The 19,106-nt window shown below is 68.2% G+C and carries 14 protein-coding genes; 6 read left to right on the plus strand and 8 right to left on the minus strand.

Annotation, left to right across the window (positions count from 1 at the left end):
- Positions 1-308 precede the first annotated feature (308 nt).
- The gene (locus tag O0S08_RS48010; protein ID WP_269036282.1) at positions 309-1,367 is read left to right on the plus strand and encodes a rhomboid family intramembrane serine protease; all 1,059 of its coding nucleotides are present in this window, start codon (positions 309-311) and stop codon (positions 1,365-1,367) included.
- Between the two features lie 202 nt (positions 1,368-1,569).
- Here the strand turns inward: O0S08_RS48010 and O0S08_RS48015 are convergent, their stop codons facing one another.
- Complete coding sequence (locus O0S08_RS48015; RefSeq protein WP_269036283.1) at positions 1,570-1,827, minus strand: hypothetical protein; 258 nt, start codon at positions 1,825-1,827, stop codon at positions 1,570-1,572.
- Between the two features lie 2,341 nt (positions 1,828-4,168).
- Positions 4,169-4,810 carry a 16S rRNA (guanine(527)-N(7))-methyltransferase RsmG gene (locus O0S08_RS48020; RefSeq protein WP_269036284.1) on the minus strand — a complete coding sequence of 214 codons (642 nt, stop codon included), beginning with the start codon at positions 4,808-4,810 and terminating at the stop codon, positions 4,169-4,171.
- A gap of 37 nt (positions 4,811-4,847) precedes the next feature.
- Here O0S08_RS48020 and O0S08_RS48025 point away from each other — a divergent pair, with 37 nt between their 5' ends.
- Positions 4,848-6,017 carry an aminotransferase class I/II-fold pyridoxal phosphate-dependent enzyme gene (locus O0S08_RS48025; protein WP_269036285.1) on the plus strand — a complete coding sequence of 390 codons (1,170 nt, stop codon included), beginning with the start codon at positions 4,848-4,850 and terminating at the stop codon, positions 6,015-6,017.
- Positions 6,018-7,007: 990 nt separating this feature from the next.
- Here O0S08_RS48025 and O0S08_RS48030 read toward each other — a convergent pair.
- Genes O0S08_RS48030 through rpmH form a run of 6 tightly spaced genes read right to left on the minus strand, consistent with a single transcriptional unit; the run spans position 7,008 to position 11,374 of the window.
- Positions 7,008-8,330: a tRNA modification GTPase gene (locus tag O0S08_RS48030; protein ID WP_269036286.1), complete on the minus strand. Its 1,323-nt coding sequence runs from the start codon at positions 8,328-8,330 to the stop codon at positions 7,008-7,010.
- Positions 8,327-8,884, minus strand: coding sequence for a Jag family protein (locus O0S08_RS48035; protein WP_269036287.1), 558 nt, complete (start codon positions 8,882-8,884; stop codon positions 8,327-8,329). The genes O0S08_RS48030 and O0S08_RS48035 overlap by 4 nt, the downstream gene beginning before the upstream one ends.
- A gap of 15 nt (positions 8,885-8,899) precedes the next feature.
- Positions 8,900-10,510, minus strand: a complete 1,611-nt coding sequence (gene yidC, locus O0S08_RS48040) for a membrane protein insertase YidC (RefSeq protein ID WP_269036288.1) — start codon at positions 10,508-10,510, stop codon at positions 8,900-8,902.
- 3 nt (positions 10,511-10,513) lie between these two features.
- Positions 10,514-10,750: a membrane protein insertion efficiency factor YidD gene (gene yidD, locus O0S08_RS48045; RefSeq protein WP_096329049.1), complete on the minus strand. Its 237-nt coding sequence runs from the start codon at positions 10,748-10,750 to the stop codon at positions 10,514-10,516.
- Positions 10,744-11,199, minus strand: a complete 456-nt coding sequence (gene rnpA / locus O0S08_RS51510; RefSeq protein WP_371879523.1) for a ribonuclease P protein component — start codon at positions 11,197-11,199, stop codon at positions 10,744-10,746. The genes yidD and rnpA overlap by 7 nt, the downstream gene beginning before the upstream one ends.
- A 25-nt stretch (positions 11,200-11,224) precedes the next feature.
- Positions 11,225-11,374, minus strand: coding sequence for a 50S ribosomal protein L34 (gene rpmH / locus O0S08_RS48050; protein ID WP_096329051.1), 150 nt, complete (start codon positions 11,372-11,374; stop codon positions 11,225-11,227).
- A gap of 909 nt (positions 11,375-12,283) precedes the next feature.
- Between rpmH and dnaA the strand changes: the two genes are divergently transcribed.
- From dnaA to gyrB, 4 genes are all read left to right on the plus strand, one after another.
- Positions 12,284-13,669, plus strand: a complete 1,386-nt coding sequence (dnaA, locus tag O0S08_RS48055) for a chromosomal replication initiator protein DnaA (RefSeq protein ID WP_269036289.1) — start codon at positions 12,284-12,286, stop codon at positions 13,667-13,669.
- 533 nt (positions 13,670-14,202) lie between these two features.
- The gene (dnaN, locus tag O0S08_RS48060) at positions 14,203-15,306 is read left to right on the plus strand and encodes a DNA polymerase III subunit beta (protein WP_269036290.1); all 1,104 of its coding nucleotides are present in this window, start codon (positions 14,203-14,205) and stop codon (positions 15,304-15,306) included.
- 32 nt (positions 15,307-15,338) lie between these two features.
- Entirely contained in the window at positions 15,339-16,496 is a 1,158-nt protein-coding gene (gene recF, locus O0S08_RS48065) for a DNA replication/repair protein RecF (protein WP_269036291.1), read from the plus strand.
- 115 nt (positions 16,497-16,611) lie between these two features.
- Entirely contained in the window at positions 16,612-19,086 is a 2,475-nt protein-coding gene (gyrB, locus tag O0S08_RS48070) for a DNA topoisomerase (ATP-hydrolyzing) subunit B (protein WP_269036292.1), read from the plus strand.
- Positions 19,087-19,106: the final 20 nt, after the last annotated feature.

Raw genomic sequence — 19,106 nt, forward strand, 5'->3', positions numbered from 1 at the left:
GACGTCTCCACGGCTTTTGAGACGATAGCAACCCCGCGAACCGGGCGGCAAGCGGCCGCGCCGCGCGCTGCCGGGGCAATATGTCCCAAAGGCCATGGACGTTAGTGCGCCTCTCGTGTTTTCCGTGCGCGGAGTTTCTCTGCTAGCTTGTCGCCGTGGCCGGGGAGCCGTCACATGTCGAGGAGGACACGTCGCCGCGAGACCCCCGGCGGGCGCGCGCAAAACCCCCGCCCGCCGCGCTCCCTCTCCCACCCGAGCCGCTGAGCGTCCGCCTCCGCCAGGCTCCAGTCACCGCCACATTGCTCGGCGTGTGCATCGTTCTCTACGCGATCACCTTTGTCGCCACGCTCGCCCAGTCGCCCGATCCACTGGACACCGCGCTGCGCAGCGTGTGGAGCCTGAGCCTCACGGACAGCACGGAGATCTTCCGCCAGCTCGGCGCCCTCGAGCTCTCGCGCGTGTGGCTGGACGGCGAGTGGTGGCGCGTCGCCTCCACCGGCCTGCTGCACGGCAGCCTGCTCCACCTCGTGCTCAACGGCATCGCCCTGCTCTCGGTCGGTGAATGGGTCGAGCAGGCGTGGGGCCATTTTCGCACCTTCGCGCTGTTCACGCTGGCGAGCCTCGGCGGCGCCCTCGCCTCTCTGGCCTGGTGCGAGTCGCCGATCGTCCTCGGCGCCTCCGCGGGGATTCTCGGTCAGGCCGGCGCGCTCTGGCTGGCGCGTCGCTGGGGCCCCGAGTCGATCCAGGAAAAACTCGCCCCGATCTCCGCGACCAGCCTGGCGATCCTGATCCTGATCTGCCTCGGCCTCGGCCTGCTGGTCCCCGGGATCGCCCAGGCCGGGCACCTCGGCGGCCTGGCAGCCGGCCTCCTGCTCGGAGGCGCTTGGGTCGCCGGCAGGCCCTGGGTGAAGGGCACCCTCTCGCTCGCCCTCGCCCTCCTGCTCGGCGGCCTCGCGTGGCTCGGCGCGCATCCGACCCACCGCACCAACTACTACGCGATCCTCGGCTTCCGCATGCTCGCCGACGACCACCCCGCCGACGCCCTCATCCTCTTTAATAGAGGGCTCGAACGCGACCCCGAAAACGCCAACTTCCGCAACGCCGTCGCCTATCAGTTGGCCCTCGACGGCGTCGAGCTCGACCGCGCCGAGTCGCTCGCCCTGGCGGCGCTCAAGCCCGACCATCTCAACGCCAGCTACCTCGACACGCTCGGGTGGATCTGGTGTCGCCAGGGCCGCGCCGATTCCGGAACGCGAGTCTTGCACGCGGCCGCGTGGATTGCGAGCGAGCGTTTTCCAGAACTCGACGAACACCTCCCCGGCTGCGCCACGGCCGCAGCGCCGAGTGTTCCACGTGAAACACCCTGAGCCCGACCACTCAACGCCAGCTTCCTCGACAAAATCGGGTAAATCTGGTGCCCCCCAGGGCCGCGCGAATTTCGGAACGCGAGTCCTGCACGCCGTCGCGGTGGATCGCTAGCGAGCGTTTTCCAGAGCTCAACGAACACCTCGCCGGCTGCGCCACGGCCGCAACGCCGAGTGTTCCACGTGAAACACTTTTGAGTCGGGTCTAGCTGGCGAGCTCAGGCTTGAAGAAGGCAAAGCCCCTGCAGTTGACTTCGCGCGGGCGACGGTCGAGCTGGTACGAAGCAACGGACGGAGCTTCAGCGAAGGCCCGCGCACGCGAGCACCACTGCAAAAAGTTCGGCGGCGTCAGCCGCACCTCGAGCTGAGCAGATTGTGGCGTGCTGCGCGACCAGATCGCCTGCGCTGGGTTCGCGGATGTGCTGCCGCCGTCCACCTGCCCCGCCCGCCGTAGTTGCAGCATTCCACGTGGCACCCTCACTGGTCGAGACTCGGCGAGCTACTCGAACGAGGACCATCCTTTGAAACTCACGAGTCCGCCGGCTCCCCAACCAGGTCGGATAACAGACCTGACCCCACCAGTCCAGCGACATGCTCTGCATTGCGCCCCTCGTGGAGGCGGTCTCCAGCGCCAGTCGCAGCATCGAGCTGAGCAGCATATGGCGTGCCGCGCGGCTCAATCTCTGCAGGCCCCTGGTTGCTGACGACGGCACCTGCCGTGCCCGCCCGCCGGTGACGTTTCACGTGGAACACTCGCTGGTCGTGACCCAGAGAGCGAGGACCGGTCCTCGAGACTCAGAAGGGCGAGACCGCCTGCCCGCAACGAGGGCGGTGTTTACCGATACGGCATCCCAGCGGCATGGTCGCCATCGCGCCATGCTGCGGCGATCTTCAACGACATCGACCGCGTCGGCCGTACAATCAGGCTGAGAGACTGCGGCATCTACGGCGTGACCAGGCCGCCCGCCCGAGGTTCGTCAGATTGCTGCCGACGTCCACCTGCCGCACCCGACCCGGCGGCAACGTTTCACGTGGAACACTCGCCGGTCGAGCTTCCAAGCCGAGCACTCGAACGGGGACGGCCGTCGAAACTCCGGAGGGCGCACTCGGCTGCCTTCCACCACCAGCCCGCCTGCGGGCACGAATCGCCGTCCACCTCGCGCCGGACGAGCGCCGGTCCGCGGCTCGCCGACCCAGCACCACTTGCCTGGCCGTTGCTGCGAAGCCGTGACCATCAACGATCTTGCTAGCTGCCTACCGGCTGGTTGGGACCTGTGTCCGATAGCTCAAGGACAGGCCGACTCATCATGCTCCTAGGCTCAATATTTCAAAAATCGCACTGCTCCGGTCCCATCCAGCAGCGCCTCGGGCTGCCGCGCCCCACATCGTCCCCGAGGCCTGCGGCTCCAGCCATGAAAGTGCCTGTATCAAGTAACCGGTGGCCTTCCTGCCCAAGTTCCTGTGCGGAGTTACCGGTCCGGGGTCCCGCCAACCCGACCCCAGCAGTGTTTCACGTGAAACACTCCGAGCTCCCCGCACTATCTGCCCCACAGCGCGCGTCGACCCGAACGGGCTGGGCGGGGCAGAATTGCGGCCCAACGTCGGCCAGCCTGTTCGGCGACGCGGACGCCGGTCTCGTCGTAGTCGGCTTCGGCGGGCCTGATCGTGTCGGTGTCCGAGGGTGTGAGCATCAGTGCCCCTGCCCAGGCGGATCGCGGCGCTTTTGTTGGGCTCGTTCTCGCTGAGCGCAAGCCGCGTCGCGGCCTCATCGAGCCCTCAGCCACCGCACGGGCACCACCCGCCAAGACTGTCCCCCACCGTCCCGCCCCTAAGGGCGTGATGAGCGCGCCTGCCCAGCGTCTCTCGCATCGCGACGCCCTGCCGCCAGGGTGGGGCGAGAGCGCCTACGTCATCGCCGCAAACGGGTCAAGCCGCCAACCCCTCTCGGGCGCTGGCCAGAGTCCGAGCGGCGCAAAGATGTCCATAGCGACCGTCGCGCCCAAAACGTCGGATCCGGGGAGGGGTCGTGCAGGGCGTGACCGAGGGTGGCTCAGTAGACCTCGAGGACAGCCCAGTCGGCGTCGTCGCGGGCGGCGGCGGAGGGGCCGAAGCGGTCGGAGCCGTTCTGGTCGTGCGCGGTGAGCAGGTGGCCGTGCTCGTCGAGATCGAGGCGACCGTTCCCGTCCTGGCGGTAATCCGACCCGACGCCAAACCGGCTTCTGGCAGAGCAGGTGTACCCGCGACTTGGAGGGCTGGTGAGCGGCCGGCGTTCTGTTCCACGTGGAACACCGCTGCGGCCATCGGCCTCCGTTGCCCTCCCTGGCCGTAAGAAGCGCTTCCCAGTTCGATCGCTTCTGAGGGACGCGGATCTGCCCCTATGAGTCCCCTCGAGCGCCAGCCTCGAGCCGCGTGGCACCGCGCCAAGCTGCCCCGAAGCGCCTGCTCCTCCCCGGTCGGCAGGATCCGACCCGCCACGTTCGCGCGCCGTCCACCTCGCCCCGAACTCTTGAATCGATTCGCTTCAGCGTCGCCTCCCGCTACCGAGAATCTAGCGGCCCATTCTCGCTCTGACCCTGAGGCCACTTCGCTCTGACGACCCATCAGCCACACGCGGGACCCACTTCGCAAGCACCCGCCAGTACCTCTCGGCTGCCACTGGCCGGTCCGAACCGCTATTCCGGTGGGGCCCCTGAAGCGACTGAGCGCCCAGGCCCTTTGAGTCAAGCAGAGCCGCCCCGAACAGGCGCCGTCAGAGCGGCCACGGCTCAGGAACGCCCCCCGTTCCAGCGTTCCACGTGAAACGCTTACCCGCCCCGCACCCCGCGGATCGACCACCGCGCGTCATCCACTCTCCCCACCTCGCCTGTAAACGGGTCGGTCTCCGCCCTCACGTGCGCGACCACCACGCCTCCCGACTTGACCCACCGCTTGCCCAGCTCGACCCAGACCTCGGGAGCGAACACTGCCCTCGCGCTTGCCCAGTCGAAACTGCTGGCGGCCACAATCTCGCCGGCCTTGATCGGTCGCCAGGACGACCCCTCGATGTGCCCGCGGACCACCCGGCAGTCTCGTCGCCCGATCTGGTTGATCGCCAGGTCGAGGAAGGACGCCCGTCGCTCTCGCGGCTCGACCAGCGTCACCTGTACCTCGAGACAGGCTGCAACGACCAGCCCCGGGAAGCCTGCGCCCGAGCCGACGTCGATCCAGCTCTGTCCCGCATGCCAGCCGATCGCGTGGGCCAGGCCGACCACTTGCAACCCCTCAAGGACATGTCCCAACAGACCTGCCTCATCGGTCGCCCCGCTCAGGTTGAACGCGCGGCCGAAGCGGTGCCACAGCCCCAGCAACAGGCGCACCCGCTCCACTGCGGCTGCATCAATCTCGAACCCGAAGCGCGTCGCCGCCGCCGCGAGCTGGTGGCCAACATCGACGTTGCTCCCCTGCACGCTCGCGGAGTAAGAAGAGCCCTCGTTTCTGTCAAGCATGTCCGAGCTGTTGAACCAGCGACTTCGTCGCCGCCTGGCTGCCCTGCAGGACGAGGGCCTTGCCCGCGAGTTGCCGCGGATCGGTCGTCGAGACGGGGTTCGCTACGAGCTCGACGGCAAGTGGGTCACGGGCTTCTGCAGCAACGACTACCTCGGTTTCGCCAACCATCCGCGCCTGCGTCCCTCGAACTTCGCCTCGCTCGAGGAAAACAGTGCGGGTGCGACGGCCTCCCGCCTCGTCGCGGGCGACCTTCCCGCTCACCGTGCTGCCGAGCGATCGCTCGCCGCGCTGGTCGGTTCGGACGACGCAGTCCTGTTCCCGAGCGGCTTTCAGCTCAACGTCGGCGTCTTGCCGGCGCTGATCGAGCCGGACGACGCGGTCTTCAGCGACGCGCTCAACCACGCCAGCCTCATCGACGGCCTGCGTCTGGCTCGCTCGCGTCCGACGATCCTCCCTCACCGCAGCCCGCCGGGCGAGAGCGACGGCCCGACCTGGTGGGTCACCGAGTCCATCTTCTCGATGGACGGCGACACTGCCGAGCCTGCCCAGCTGCGCGAGTTCAGCGAGCGTGGCGGCATGCTCTACCTCGACGAGGCGCACAGCCTCGGCCTCTTCCCTGGCGGCGCAGGCTTCGCCCGTCACCACGCGATCCGTCCGACCGTGCTCATGGGCGGCCTGGGCAAGGCGTTCGGCCTGGCCGGTGCTTTCGCCGCCGGCAGCCACGAGGTCTGCACGTGGATCCGCACTCGCGCCCGCAGCTTCGTGTTCAGCACCGGCAACGCCCCCGCCCTGGCCGAGCAGGCCCGCCTCGCCGCGGAGCTGCTCGCCGGCCCGGACGGCGAAGAACGCCGCGCCCGCATGTGGTCCAACGCGCGCCTCCTGGCCGCCGCGCTCGAACGCCCCCCGCCGGTGTCCCCGATCTTCCCGGTGTTGATCGGCGCCAACCAACTCGCCGTGACCGTCAGCCGCGCCTTGCTCGAGCGCGGCTGGCATGTCCAGGCGATCCGCCCCCCGACGGTCCCCGCCGGCTCCGCCCGCCTCCGACTCACCGTCACCGCCGATCACGAAGAAGCGCAGGTCCACGGCCTCGTGTCCGCTCTCCGCACTCTGATGCAGCAGTTCGGCCTCTCCCTCGCCGACTCTCTGCCGCCCATCCATCCGCACTGAACCTGGCGTTTTGGCCCTGTCTTTTGGCACCTGTCTATTGAGACATATACCCTGGAGCCGGCCGACTCGCATGGAGACTCGCGTGTCATCTCTTCATGCGCCACATGTCCCCAAAGACATATAAGCTCTCGCACCGCTCATCGCTGCATTCGTTCGCCTCTGAACGAGAGGTGCTCACCACAGACCCGGCCGCCCTGCTCGACGTCCAACGCGTGACACCTGCAGCCTCGCGCCTCTCGTCGCTGCATTCGTTCGCCTCGGAACGAGAGTTGCTCGCAACCAGACCCGGCCGTCCTGCTCGACGTCCAACGCGTGACACTTGCAGCCTGGCGCCTCTCATCGCTGCATTCGTTCACCTCGGAACGAGAGATCTGCTCGCCGCCAGAGCGGCCGCCCTGTTCGACGTCCAACGCGTGACACCTGCAGCCCTCGCGCCTCTCGTCGCTCCATTCGCTCGCCTCGGAACTTCGAAAGCTGCTAGCGCGGAGTCCGGCCCTCGGCTTGACGTTCAACGCGTGACACCTGCAGCCTCGCGCCTCTCGTCGCTCCATTCCTTCGCCTCGGACTAGATCTGGTCGCGACGAGACCAGGCCGCCCTGCTCAAGGTCCAACGCGTGACACCTGCAGCCTCGCGCCTCTCGTCGCTCCATTCCTTCGCCTCGGAACAAGCTCCAGCGAGCGACGAAGCTGTCCTCCGCTCGCCGTCCAACGCGTGACACCTGCAGTCCTCGCGCATCTCACCGCCGCATCCGTTCACTTCGAAACGAGCTCCAGCGCGCGACGAGGCTGGCCTCACCCCTCGCTGTCCAACGCGTGACACCTGCAGTCCTCGCGCAACTCACGGCCGCATCCGTTCACTTCGAAACGAGCTCCAGCGCGCGACGAGGCCGCCCACTGTTGTCGTCCAACGCGTGGCGCCTTCTATCCGGCGACGCTCAGTGCGACAGACTCGTTCCCCAACTTCCTCAGCACGCCGCGCGCGTGCCGGGCTCACTTGCCGATACAGAACTGGCTGAAGATCCGCCCGAGCACCTCTTCGCCCACCGGCCCGAGGGCGTCGCGCCCGGTGATCTCCGCCAGCTGGCGCTCCGCGACGCCGAGCTCGAACGCCACCAGCTCGAGCGGCGCGGCGCGCTCGAGCTGCGCGAGCGCCGAGGCCATCGCCGACGCTGCCTCGGACGCGCGATCGCGGTGACGGGCCAGCCCGATCCACGGGGCGCTCTCGTCGCCACGCAGCTTCCTCGCGATCTCGACACGCAAGCCCTCCAGGCCTTCGCCGGTTTGAACGCTCACCCCGAGCCAGTCGGGGCGCCGCGTCCCAAGGTCGCGCTTGCTCTCCACTCGCAACGCCTCGGACACCGCTGCATCGAGCGGATCCACGTCGGCGGGCTCGAGCCACAGCACCAGCTCTGCGCCGGCGATCTGCTCGCGACTGCGGCCGATACCCTCGTGCTCGATCGAGTCGTCGGTCGCGTGGCGCAGCCCCGCCGTGTCGACCACCACCACCTCGAGGCTGTCGAGCTGCAGCTCCGCCTCGACGTAATCGCGAGTCGTTCCTGGCGTCGGCGAGACGATCGCGCGCGAGCGGCCGAGCAGCGCGTTGAACAGCGCGCTCTTGCCGGCGTTGGGCGGCCCCGCGATCACCACGCGGGCTCTCTCGCGGGCGCGTTGTCCGGCCGCGAAGCTGCGCAGCCAGGCCCGGGCCGTCGCCTCGTGTTGCATCAATTCCTCTCGCCAGCGCCGCACGTCGCCCGCCGCGACGTCCTCCGGGAAGTCGAGGTTGGCTTCGATCTCCGCGCGGAGATCTCCCACCACCGTACGCAGCGCTTCGACCTCGCGTCCGAGTTCGCCGGCGACGAGCCGCCGCGCCTGGTCGATCGCCGCCGACGTCCTTGCGGCGATCAGCGCTGCGATCCCCTCCGCCTGCTCGAGGCTCAATCGCCCGTGCTCGAAGGCTCGTCGCGTGAACTCGCCGGGTCCGGCGGCTCGCGCCCCGCGCTGCTGCAGCGTAGACACGATCCGCCCGACGTTGCGAGCGCCGGCGTGGACGTGCAGCTCGATCACGTCCTCGCCCGTGAACGACCTCGGTCCTGGCATCCAGGCCACGAGCGCCTCGTCCCCCGCGCCTTCGCCGTCACGCAGGAGGCGGCGGGCGAGCGTGCGTGGGGACGGGAGGGTCTCGACGAGTGGTTCGACGAGCGCACGCGCTTCCGGCCCGCTGACGCGAACGATCGCCACGCCGCCGTCGGGGGTTCCGGTGGCGACGCCGACGATCGTCGAATCGGGGCTCTGCGAGGCGCGCGGCCGGGTCAAGCGCGGGCGTCGTCGAAGTCGTTGCCGCCGCGGCGCGGCGGGTCGCCGTCGCGAGCGGGGAACACGACCACGTGGCGGAAGCGGCCTTCGCCTTCGGACTCGGTGCGGAGGCCGTTGACGTCGACGAGGGCGAGGTGGACGACACGGCGTTCCATCGCGCTCATCGGGTCGAAGTGGTACGGCTTGCCGGTGCTGAGGACCTTCTGGCCGATGCCCTGAGCGAGCTCGCGGAGGCTCTTCTCGCGGCGCATGCGGTAGCCGCCGACGTCGAGGGTGATCCGCATGCGCTCGAAGCCTTCGGCTTGGAGGACGCGGAGGGTCAGGTACTGCAGCGCGTCGAGGGTTGCGCCGTGGCGGCCGATGAGCAGGCCGCCGTCCTCTTCCGACGTGTTGAGGTCGCAGTGGAGACCGTCTTCTTCGACATCGATGTCGACCTCGACTTCGACGCCGAGCAGGCCGAGCACCGACTCGAGGAAGGAGCGGACGACGGGGACCGCTTTGGCGTAGCGTTCATCGGCGCTGAGCTGCGCGTCGTTAACGTTGGCTTCGGGCATGCTGGGGATCGCCTCCTAGGACTTCTTCACGGCCACGGTCTTGTTCGATCCGACCTGGATGAGGGTCTGGATGAGCGACAGCAACACGTTGGCGAAGATATAAACCCCGAGGCCGGACGGGAGGAAGAGCATCATCACGGTGAAGATGACGGGCATCATCCACGCCATCATCCGCGCCTGCTCGTTGTCCACGCCCGACGGGGTGGCCTTCATCTGGATGTACATGAGGGCGCCCATCGCCAGCGGCAGGATGTAGTACGGGTCCTGCTGGGTCAGGTCGGGCAGCCACAGGAACGGCACGCGGTAGAGCTCGACGGCCGTGTTGAGGGTCGCGTAGAGCGCGATCCAGACTGGCAGCTGGATGAGCATCGGCAGGCAGCCGGCCAGCGGGTTGACGCCGGCGCGCTGGAACAGCGCCTGCATCTCTTGCGCCTGGCGGACGCGGTCCTCGCCGTACTTCTTCTTGAGCTCCTCCAGCTCCGGCTGGATCTCGCGCATCTTCTTCATCGAGCGCATCTGCTTGAACGTCAGCGGCAAGGTCAGAACCTTGACCACGATCGTCAGCAGGATGATCGCCACGCCCCACACGCCGGTGAGGTTGTAGAAGGCGCGAAGCAGCCAGATCATCCACTCGCCGAGGAGGCGATTGAGGCCGCCGAACCAGCCCCAGTCGATGAGGTCCTCGAGGTGGACGCCCGGGACGGCCTGGAATTTCTCGAGCCGCTCGAGCTCCTTCGTCCCGAAGTAGACGCCGAACACGTACTGATGCGACTCACCGGCCGCGAGCGTCACCGGCTCGACCGCCAGGGTGGTCGTCAGCGCCTTGCCGTCGGTGGTCGTGCCGACGCGGCAGGCCTGGACCGCGACCTCGGGGGTCGGCACCACGGCGGACGCGAAGTACTTGCTGTCGAGCGCCGCCCAGCGGATGCGGCCGCGGACCTCGCCGGAGCTGTCCTTCACGTCGCTGGGCGTGTAGGCCTCCCAGTCGTCGGCGGTGGCGCACACGCCACGATGGACGTCGTAGCTGTTCTCGGCGCCGATGCCGAACGCGCTGAGCAGCGTCAGGCGGTGCTGCTGCGTCTCCGTCGAGCGGTTGGCGACGTCGATCGTCAGCGTACCTTCGTAGCCGGTCGTCAGGTCGAGCGTGCCCTTGACCTCGACGTCGCCGTTCTTGAACGCGACGGCCCACTGCGTGTCGCTCTTGCCGGTCGGCTCCCACGCCGGGTCGCGCGGGAACTTGAAGTCGGTCTCCGACCCGTCGAAGCCGATCACCAGGCTGCGGTTGCCGTCGAGCCTCAGGAAGTCTTCGCCGCGGCCGTCGGCGTTGATGAAGTGCTTGCTGAGCAGCTCCGTCCCGCTGACGAGGCCGCGGTGGTTGGTCACGTCGAGCGCCAGCAGCTCGGTCTTGAGGCGGTGCTCGGCGACGGGGACCTTGGGCGCCGCGGCCGCGGCCTTGCGCTCCTCAGCCCGCTCTTCCGCGGCCTTGACGTCGGCTTCCTTCTTCGTGGCCTCGACTTGTTGCTGCGCCTGGGGTTCGGGCAGCGGCGGCGCGAAGAAGCGCTCGTAGACCAGCCAGATCAGGACGCACGAGACGATCGCCAACAGGGTACGACGCTGTAAATCCACGGCTCAGCAGCTTTCGGGTGGTAAAGCCGGCGGCGGCAGGTCGACGCCCCCGGGGTGCCACGGGTGACAGCGGAGCAGCCGCCGGGCGGTCAACCAACCGCCGCGTAGCACTCCGTGGTCGGCGATGCACGCGCAGGCGTAGCGCGAACAGCTCGGCGTGAATCGACAGCACGGCCCGAGGAGCGGCGAGATCGCCACCTGGTAGCCGCGAATCAACGCGATGATGATGCGCCCTAGCACGCAGACGACCCTGGCAGAGGTCCAGGCCCGGTGGGCCGTGGAGGAGTTCCAGGCCCGGTGGGCCGTGGAGAGATTCGTCGAGACATGGCGTCCATCGCCGCCACGACTTCAGCATAGCGCACGGTCGACGCGCTCTGTTTGGCGACCCAGACCATATCGCACGCCAATGCGAACTGGCTGCGTTTGCGCCGGAAAGCCTCGCGTACGAGGCGCTTTATGCGATTTCGCACGACGGCCGAGCCGACCTTTCGCGTCACCGTGATGCCGAGGCGAACCATCGCAGCGAGCTCTTCGGCACCATTCTGACGCTCGCTCGCCGGCGTCTGACCGGCCGGCGCCACGAACACGAGGAAGTGCCGCGTGTGGTGCTTCTGTCCGCCGTTCTGGACCCGCAAGAAGTCCCTGCGCTTCCGCAACCGGAAGATCGCAGGGAACCCTTCTGGCTTCATCCCGACAGTCCGGAGCCGCCGCGACTCACTTGCCGCTGAGCTGGACCGCGAGGCGCTTGCGGCCGCGACGGCGACGAGCCGCGATGACCTGGCGACCGCCGCGGGTGGACATACGGGCGCGGAAGCCGTGCGTGCGGGCGCGGCTGACGTTGTGGGGCTGGTAGGTGCGCTTCATCGGGACGTTCCCTGGGTGACTCGGCGGCTGCGTCGTCGCGGAAGCGGGAATTGCCCCGGACGAGCGCCTGTGAACAAGGGGACGGATCGATACCAGCGGACCTCCCTCCTGTCAAACGCCAGGCCGCGCGGCGGCCCGTCCGCGGTCCTGCGATCCCTCTCATGTTCCTCTCAATGTCGTCATCACCATCGTGGCTCCGCGCGAGCATTGCCTCCACAGTAGTTCACTTCACCAAAGTGGCGCGGAACAACGGCCCCCGCCTCATTTGTTCAGTCCCCAGCAGAGCTTGCGCCGGCTCCGCGACCGGGTCCGAGGGCGAGACCCGACTTTCAGTGCGGCCCTCTGGTCGGCTCCACAAGCCAACTTCCGCGCTCCGACCCACGCAAAGTCGCTTGCCTGGAGAGCCGCTTTACCACCCTCCCCCACAGCACGGGATTACGCTCGGCCCAGGGTAGGTGCCAGGCTCGACCTGGCTCCCGCGGCAGATCGATACCGCGCAGATCCCGCGCGCCCCGCGCCCTCATTCCCGAACAATCCTGGCCACTTACACTTTCCGGCCCTTCCTCCCTTGCCCCCTCTCCCACCGCCCGAGTAAAAGAGCCCTCCCGCGTCGCCGCCCCCTCCCAGGGCGCGGCGCGGCTGGAAACCTCAGCGACCGGAGCGACTGGACAGCAAGACCGGACAGTTGCTCCACGGTCACCCCCCAGACCGGACAGTTAGCCCTAGTTGTCTCCGGCCCGGCAGGCCGAAATTCACCACGGCCTTCCCGGGCCCTGAATTTTCTCCCCGGCCCGCACGGCCCTGAATTCACAGATGTGGAGAGTCGCCGAACCGATTCGGCGATCTATCCGAGACTATTGGGCAATTCACGCAATCCACAGGCCTTCGGAACCTGTGGACGGAGGCTTCATGACCAATATCTGGAGCGAGGCGATTCAAGGACTGCAGCCGAGGCTCGGCGCACAGACCTACGACCTCTGGATCCGGCCGCTCGAATTGCGCCAGGTTCAAGGCCAGCGCCTTCTACTCACGGCTCCCAACAGGTTCATGAAGGAGTGGTTCGAGAACCACTACCGAGATGTCGTCCTGGACGAGCTCCGCGCGCGTACAGCGCAGGATTACCACATCGAGATCGACATTTCCGCCGCCGCCGAGGCCTCTCCGAACGCCGCGGCCTCCGCCGCCGAGCAGGAAGTCGCCGAGCCGCCTCCGCCGCTGCCCCCGTTACCGGCGCTGCCGCCGATCGGCCTGTCGAGCCGCTACCGGTTCTCGAACTTCATCAAGGGCAGCTCCAACGAGCTCGCCGCCTCGGCCGCCTGGTCGGTCGCACAGGACCCGGGCGCCCGCTTCAACCCCTTCTTCATCTACGGCGGCGTCGGCCTCGGCAAGACCCACCTGCTGCACGCGATCGGCCACCACATCCACGTCCACCGGCCGCACCTGCGCATCGTCTACCAGAGCGCCGAGCGGTTCATGAACGAGTTCATCTCGGCCGTCCGCTTCAACCAGTTCGACCAGTTCCGGGCCCGCTACCGCGAGCAGTGCGACGTCCTGCTCATCGACGACATCCAATTCATCGCCGGCCGCGACCGCACGATGGACGAGTTCTTCCACGTCTTCAACGCCCTCTACGAGGCCGAGAAGCAGATCGTCGTCACCGCCGACCGCATGCCCGGCGAGATGCAGGGCATGGAAGACCGCCTGATCTCCCGCCTCAACTGGGGCCTCGTCGCCGACGTCAAGGCCCCCGACCTCGAGACCCGCGTCGCCATCCTCAAGCAGAAGGCTGACGTCGATCGCATCGACCTCTCCGACGACGTCGCCCTCCACCTCGCCACCCACGTCCGCAGCAACGTGCGCGAGCTCGAGGGCTCGCTCGTCCGCGTCTCCACCTTCGCCGCCCTCAAGAACCAGCCCCTGAGCCGCGAGTTCGTCAGCGAGGCCCTCGGCGTCTCGAGCGCCCCTGCGCAGCCGGCGCCCATCAGCATCGAGAGCGTCCAGAAGGTCGTCGCCAGCCACTTCTCCGTCCGGATCGCCGACCTCAAGGGCCCGCGCCGGCACCAGGGCATCTCGCGCCCGCGGATGATCGCCATGTACCTCAGCCGTCAGCTCACCGGCGCCAGCTTCCCCGAGATCGGGCTGCGCTTCGGCGGCAAGGACCACTCGACCGTCATCAACGCCTGCAAGCGCATCGAGAGCATCCAGAGCGAGGACAGCGAGCTCCGCGAGACCGTCGCCGCGCTGCGGCAGCTCCTCGCCCACGAGCCTGCCCACGCCGCCCAGCTGCCGTCCTGATCGGCGGCGCCGTCGCTCCCAGCTCGTCGGCCTCCCCGTCGCGTCGACGCCATCGCCCGCCCGCGAGGCGTCGGCGCCGATTTGGCGTGGGATACGTCCCGCTCGCCAGCCAGCACCAACCTCTCCGCTCGAGGTGGCGGCCATCCGCCTCGACCTCGATCCGCGATGCCTCGGCACGGGTCACCAAGTCTTTCGACCGCCGGCCCCGCCGCCCCCGACTTCAGTCTCACCCTCAGCCGAGCCGCCCCGAGCGGCCCGGCTTTTTGTGCTTTCTCGGCCGCGGGCAGGCTGTCCACAGCGATCTGTGGAACAGCCTGCGAACAACCTGGGGACCCTTGCCCCGCCGCTCCGCCGGGGGTAACTCTGGCTTCTCTCCCCGATCTTTCACCCCCCACCGATCCGCCGATCCACCAATCATCTCGGATCGATCGCCGCCTCTTCCCCCGACTCACAGCGACGATCACGAGGACGAGCTTTAAAAATTTCCCTTAAACCCTTAATAAATCTCCCGCACACATCCTCCCGAGGCCTCGATGGAATTCGAGATCGATCAAGCCAGGTTCCTCTCCGCTCTCGCGCTCGCGCAGACCGTCGCCGACAAGCGCAGCAACAACATGCCGATCTTGGCGAACGTCCTGCTGCGCACCACCAAGGACAACCGCCTCGTCTGCAGCGCGACCGACATGATGATCTCGATCACCGAGACCATCCCCGTCGAGGTGAAGACCCCGGGAGCGCTCACCCTCGGCGTCCGCTCGCTCCACAACGTCGTGCGCACCCTGCCGAGCAAGCCGATCCGGGTGAAGTCGGCCGAGAACCACTGGGCCGAGCTGTCGGTCGCGCGCAGCTCCTTCAAGCTCATGGGGCAGGTCCACACCGACTTCCCCGAGCTGCCCGACACCAAGGGCCAGAAGTTCATCACCATCCCCGGCCACGCCTTCTCGGACCTGATCCAGCGGACCCAGTTCAGCGTCTCGACCGACGAGGCGCGGGTCAACCTCAACGGCGTCCTGTTCGAGTGCGACGGCGCGACCGGCACCATGGTGTCGACCGACGGCCACCGCCTCACCAAGTACAGCCTGCCGCTCGTCGGCCCCAAGCTCGAGCGCGGCATCATCATCCCGCGCAAGGGCATGCTGGAGATCAAGCGCGTGCTCGACCGTGTCCAGGGCGAGGTCGGTCTCGCCGTCGACGGCCAGCACATCTTCGTCCAGGCCGCCGAGCTCACCCTCTCGGTCAAGCTCAACAACGTCGTCTTCCCGCCCTACGAGAAGGTCATCCCCGGCGACCACAAGCGGCGCGTCACCGCGGCCCGCGACGAGCTCGTCGACGCCCTCAAGCGCGCCGAGGTCATGGCGCCCGAGAAGACCGCCACCGTGCGCGTCCAGCTCGACAAGGGCACCCTCCACCTCACCGCCGACAACCCCGACCTCGGCGTCGCCCACCAGGAGCTCGAGATCGACTTCGAGGGCGAGCCGCTGGTCGCCGGCTTCAACGCCCGCTACCTGATCGAGGTCCTCGAGGCCATCGACGCCAAGCAGGTCTGGCTCGACTTCCAGGGCGAGCTCGACCCCTGCGTCGTCCGGCCGGTCGACGACGTCGACCTCCTGGGCGTCGTCATGCCCATGCGGATCTGACCTTCGGGTCAGGTCTCTCTCGGTACCCGCGCGTGCTGCTGCGACACCTCAGTCTCCGCGAGTTCCGCAACTTCGCCGCCGGCGACCTCGACTTCGGCGAGCGCTTCACGGTCTTGCACGGCCCCAACGGCGTCGGCAAGACCAACATCCTCGAGGCGCTCTACCTCGTCGCCACCCTGCGCTCGTTCCGTTCCGCCGACCTCGGCCCGCTCGTGCGTCACGGCGCCGACGAGGCGCGGGTCGAGGTCAGCGGCCACGACCGCCAGCTCGGGCTCGGCACCAAGCTCGCCGTTCACCTCACGCGCACCGCTCGACAGACCCGCCGCCTCGCCATCGCCGACGGCAAGACCGTCCGCTCCGGGCCCGACTTCTACGGCCGGCTGCGCGCCATTCTCTTCACGCCCGAGGACCTCGGCGTCCTGCGCGGTTCACCGACCGGTCGGCGCCAGTTCCTCGATCGAGCGCTGTTCGCGCGCGATCGCGCGCACATCGCCGACATCGCCGACTACGACAAGCTCCTGCGCTCCCGGAACCGCGTCCTCCGCGGCGAGGACGCCGGCATCGCGCGCGGCCAGCAGGACAGCCTCCTCGACGCCTACGACGCCGGCCTGGCGGCAGCGGGCGCCCGGATCTGGACCCGCCGCGAGCGGCTCCTCGCCGACCTGCGGGGCGCCTTTGCCGAGGCCTTCGCCCAGATTCACGGCCGGCACCTCGGCGTCACCCTCGGGTACGTCAGCAAGCTCGCCGGTGAGCCCGGGGCCGAAACTGCCGATCCGCAGGCTCGCCTCGCTGACGCCTTGCGCGGCGCGCGGCGGCACGACCTCGTGCGCGGCACCACCACCGTCGGTCCGCACCGCGACGACTTCGACGTGCGGCTCGACGGCCAGGACGCGGGCGCATTCGCCTCGCAGGGTCAAGCGCGCGCGCTCATCCTCGCCTTCAAGATCGCCGAGCTGCAGGACGCCCGGGCCCGGGCCGGTGAAGCCCCGGTGCTGTTGCTCGACGACGTCTCGAGCGAACTCGACCCACAGCGCTCTGCGCAGCTGTTCGAGGCCCTTTTGCGCGAGGCTGGCCAGTGTGTCCTCACGACCACCGCCCCGCACTTCATCGGCCTGCCGGCGGGCGGCGATTGCCGCTACATCGAAGTCGACAAGGGTCACATCAAACTCGGCGGCGACAGCGGCCCGTAACCGGCCTAAAACCCGGAAAAACGCCCGTTTGGGCGTGGCACGCGCGACCTTCGGGTGGTAGGATCCGGACGCTGTTTTCAGCCGCAGGGCCGTCGCCCGCGCCCTGGGAATTCCCATGTCAGAAGTCGACAAGACGCAAGCTCCCGCCGACGATTACAACGCCGACTCGATCTCCGTGCTCGAGGGTCTGGAGGCCGTGCGCAAGCGGCCCGGCATGTACATCGGCGACACCAGCGACGGCTCCGGCCTCCACAAGATGGTCTTCGAGGTCGTCGACAACTCGATCGACGAGGCCCTCGCCGGTTGGTGCCGCAACATCGAGGTCACGATCCACCCCGACAACTCCGTCTCGGTCGACGACGACGGCCGCGGGATCCCCGTCGGCGCGATGGAGGTCGGCGGCAAGGTGATGGACGCCGCGATCGTCATCCTCACGGTCCTGCACGCCGGCGGCAAGTTCAACAACAACAACTACAAGGTCTCGGGCGGCCTCCACGGCGTCGGCGTCTCGGTCGTCAACGCCCTGTCCGACTGGCTGAAGCTCGAGATCTGGCGCGACAACAAGGTCCACAACGTCCGCTTCGAGCGCGGCGACGCGGTCACGCCGGTCGAGGCGGGGGGCCGCACCGAGCGTCGCGGCACGCGGGTTCACTTCCACCCTGACCCGTTGATCTTCAGCACCACGGAGATCGACTTCGAGGTCCTCGCCAACCGCTTCCGCGAGCTCAGCTTCCTCAACCAGGGCGTGCGGATGCACCTGCGCGACCTCCGGAGCGGCCGCGAGAAGGTGTTCGACGGCGAGGGCGGGATCCCGAGCTTCGTCAAGCTGCTCGCGCAGCACAAGGAAGTCGTCGGCGACCTCATCGCCTTCAGCCGCGACATCGAGTTCGAGTACGAGGGCGAGCAGAAGACGCTCGGCGTCCAGGTCGCCATGCAGTGGACCGACGCCTACCAGGAGACGATCCTCTGCTTCACCAACAACATCGCCAACCGCGACGGCGGCACCCACCTCACCGGCTTCCGCACCGCGCTGACGAAGGTCGTCAACAGCTACGCCGACAGCACCGGCCAGCTGAAGGCCCACAAGACCAACCTCGCCGGCGAAGAGGTGCGCGAGGGCCTCGTCGCCATCGTCTCGATCCGCCACCCTGACCCGAAGTTCAGCTCGCAGATCAAGGACAAGCTGGTCTCCGGCGAGGTCACCAGCCTGGTGTCCACCGTCGTCAACGAGGAGCTCGGCAAGTACCTCGAGGAGAACCCGCGCTCGGCCAAGCTCGTGGTGGAGCGGGCGATCCTCGCCGCCCGCGCGCGCGCGGCCGCCCGCAAGGCCCGTGAGACCATCACCCGCAAGGGCATCCTCGACGGCCTGTCACTGCCGGGCAAGCTCGCCGACTGCCAGGAGAAGGCGCCCGAACACGCCGAAATCTTCATCGTCGAGGGTGACAGCGCCGGTGGCTCCGCCAAGCAGGGCCGCGATCGCCGGACGCAGGCGATCCTCCCGCTGCGCGGCAAGATCCTCAACGTCGAGAAGGCGCGCGTCGACAAGATGCTCTCCAGCCAGGAGATCATCACCCTCATCACCGCGCTCGGCACCGGCATCGGCCCCGACAGCTACGACATCAACAAGCTGCGGTACCACACCATCGTCATCATGACGGACGCCGACGTCGACGGCTCGCACATCCGCACGCTGCTGCTGACGTTCTTCTACCGCCACTTCCCCGAGATCATCGAGCGCGAGCACCTCTACATCGCCCAGCCGCCGCTCTACAAGGTCAAGGCCGGCAAGGTCGAGACCTACCTGAAGAACGAGGCCGCGCTCGACGAGTTCATCATCAATAACGCCGTCGGCGACCTCGAGCTCGTCATCGGCAGCCACGCCGTCTCGGGCGAGGTGTTCGCCGCGATCGCCCGCCAGGGCGCGCGCTACAAGCAGCTGGTCGAGTCGCTCGCGCGCGAGCACCGGTCGCAGGTCGTCGAGTTCCTGGTCGACAAGCTCGAGGCCGACGCCAACCTGGCCGTCAGCTTCACCGACGAGGCGGCGGTGGCCGCCCTCGGCGCCGCGCTCAAGGCCGAGGTCACCCCGCGCATCGAGAACAACCCGACCATCGAGGTCTCCGTCGAGGCCGACCCGACCGACCCCGCACGCAAGCAGCTGCGCGTGCAGATCCTGGTCGACGGAGTGCGCCACGACGAGCTCGTCAACGTCGAGCTGCTCGGCGGCTACCAGCTCACCGAGCTGCTCAAGATCCGCCGTCAGCTGGTCGACTACGGCACCGGCGATCTGGCCCTGCGGCGCAAGGGCGAGGTGGTCGCCAGCCCCAAGCGCCTGCTCGACGTCGTCCACCACATCGGCGAGCTCGGCCGCAGCGGCCTGCAGATCCAGCGCTACAAGGGCCTCGGCGAGATGAACCCCGAGCAGCTGTGGGAGACGACGATGGACAAGAGCCGTCGCGCCCTCCTCAAGGTCAGCGTCGGCAACAACCTCGAGGCCGACAACGTGTTCGCCGTGCTCATGGGCGACAACGTCGAACCCCGCCGCGAGTTTATTACGCAGAACGCCCTCAACGCGCGCAACCTCGACATCTGAGGTCTTTTGAAAAGGGGAGT

Source organism: Nannocystis punicea (genome assembly GCF_026965555.1).
Lineage (GTDB): Bacteria > Myxococcota_A > Polyangia > Nannocystales > Nannocystaceae > Nannocystis > Nannocystis punicea.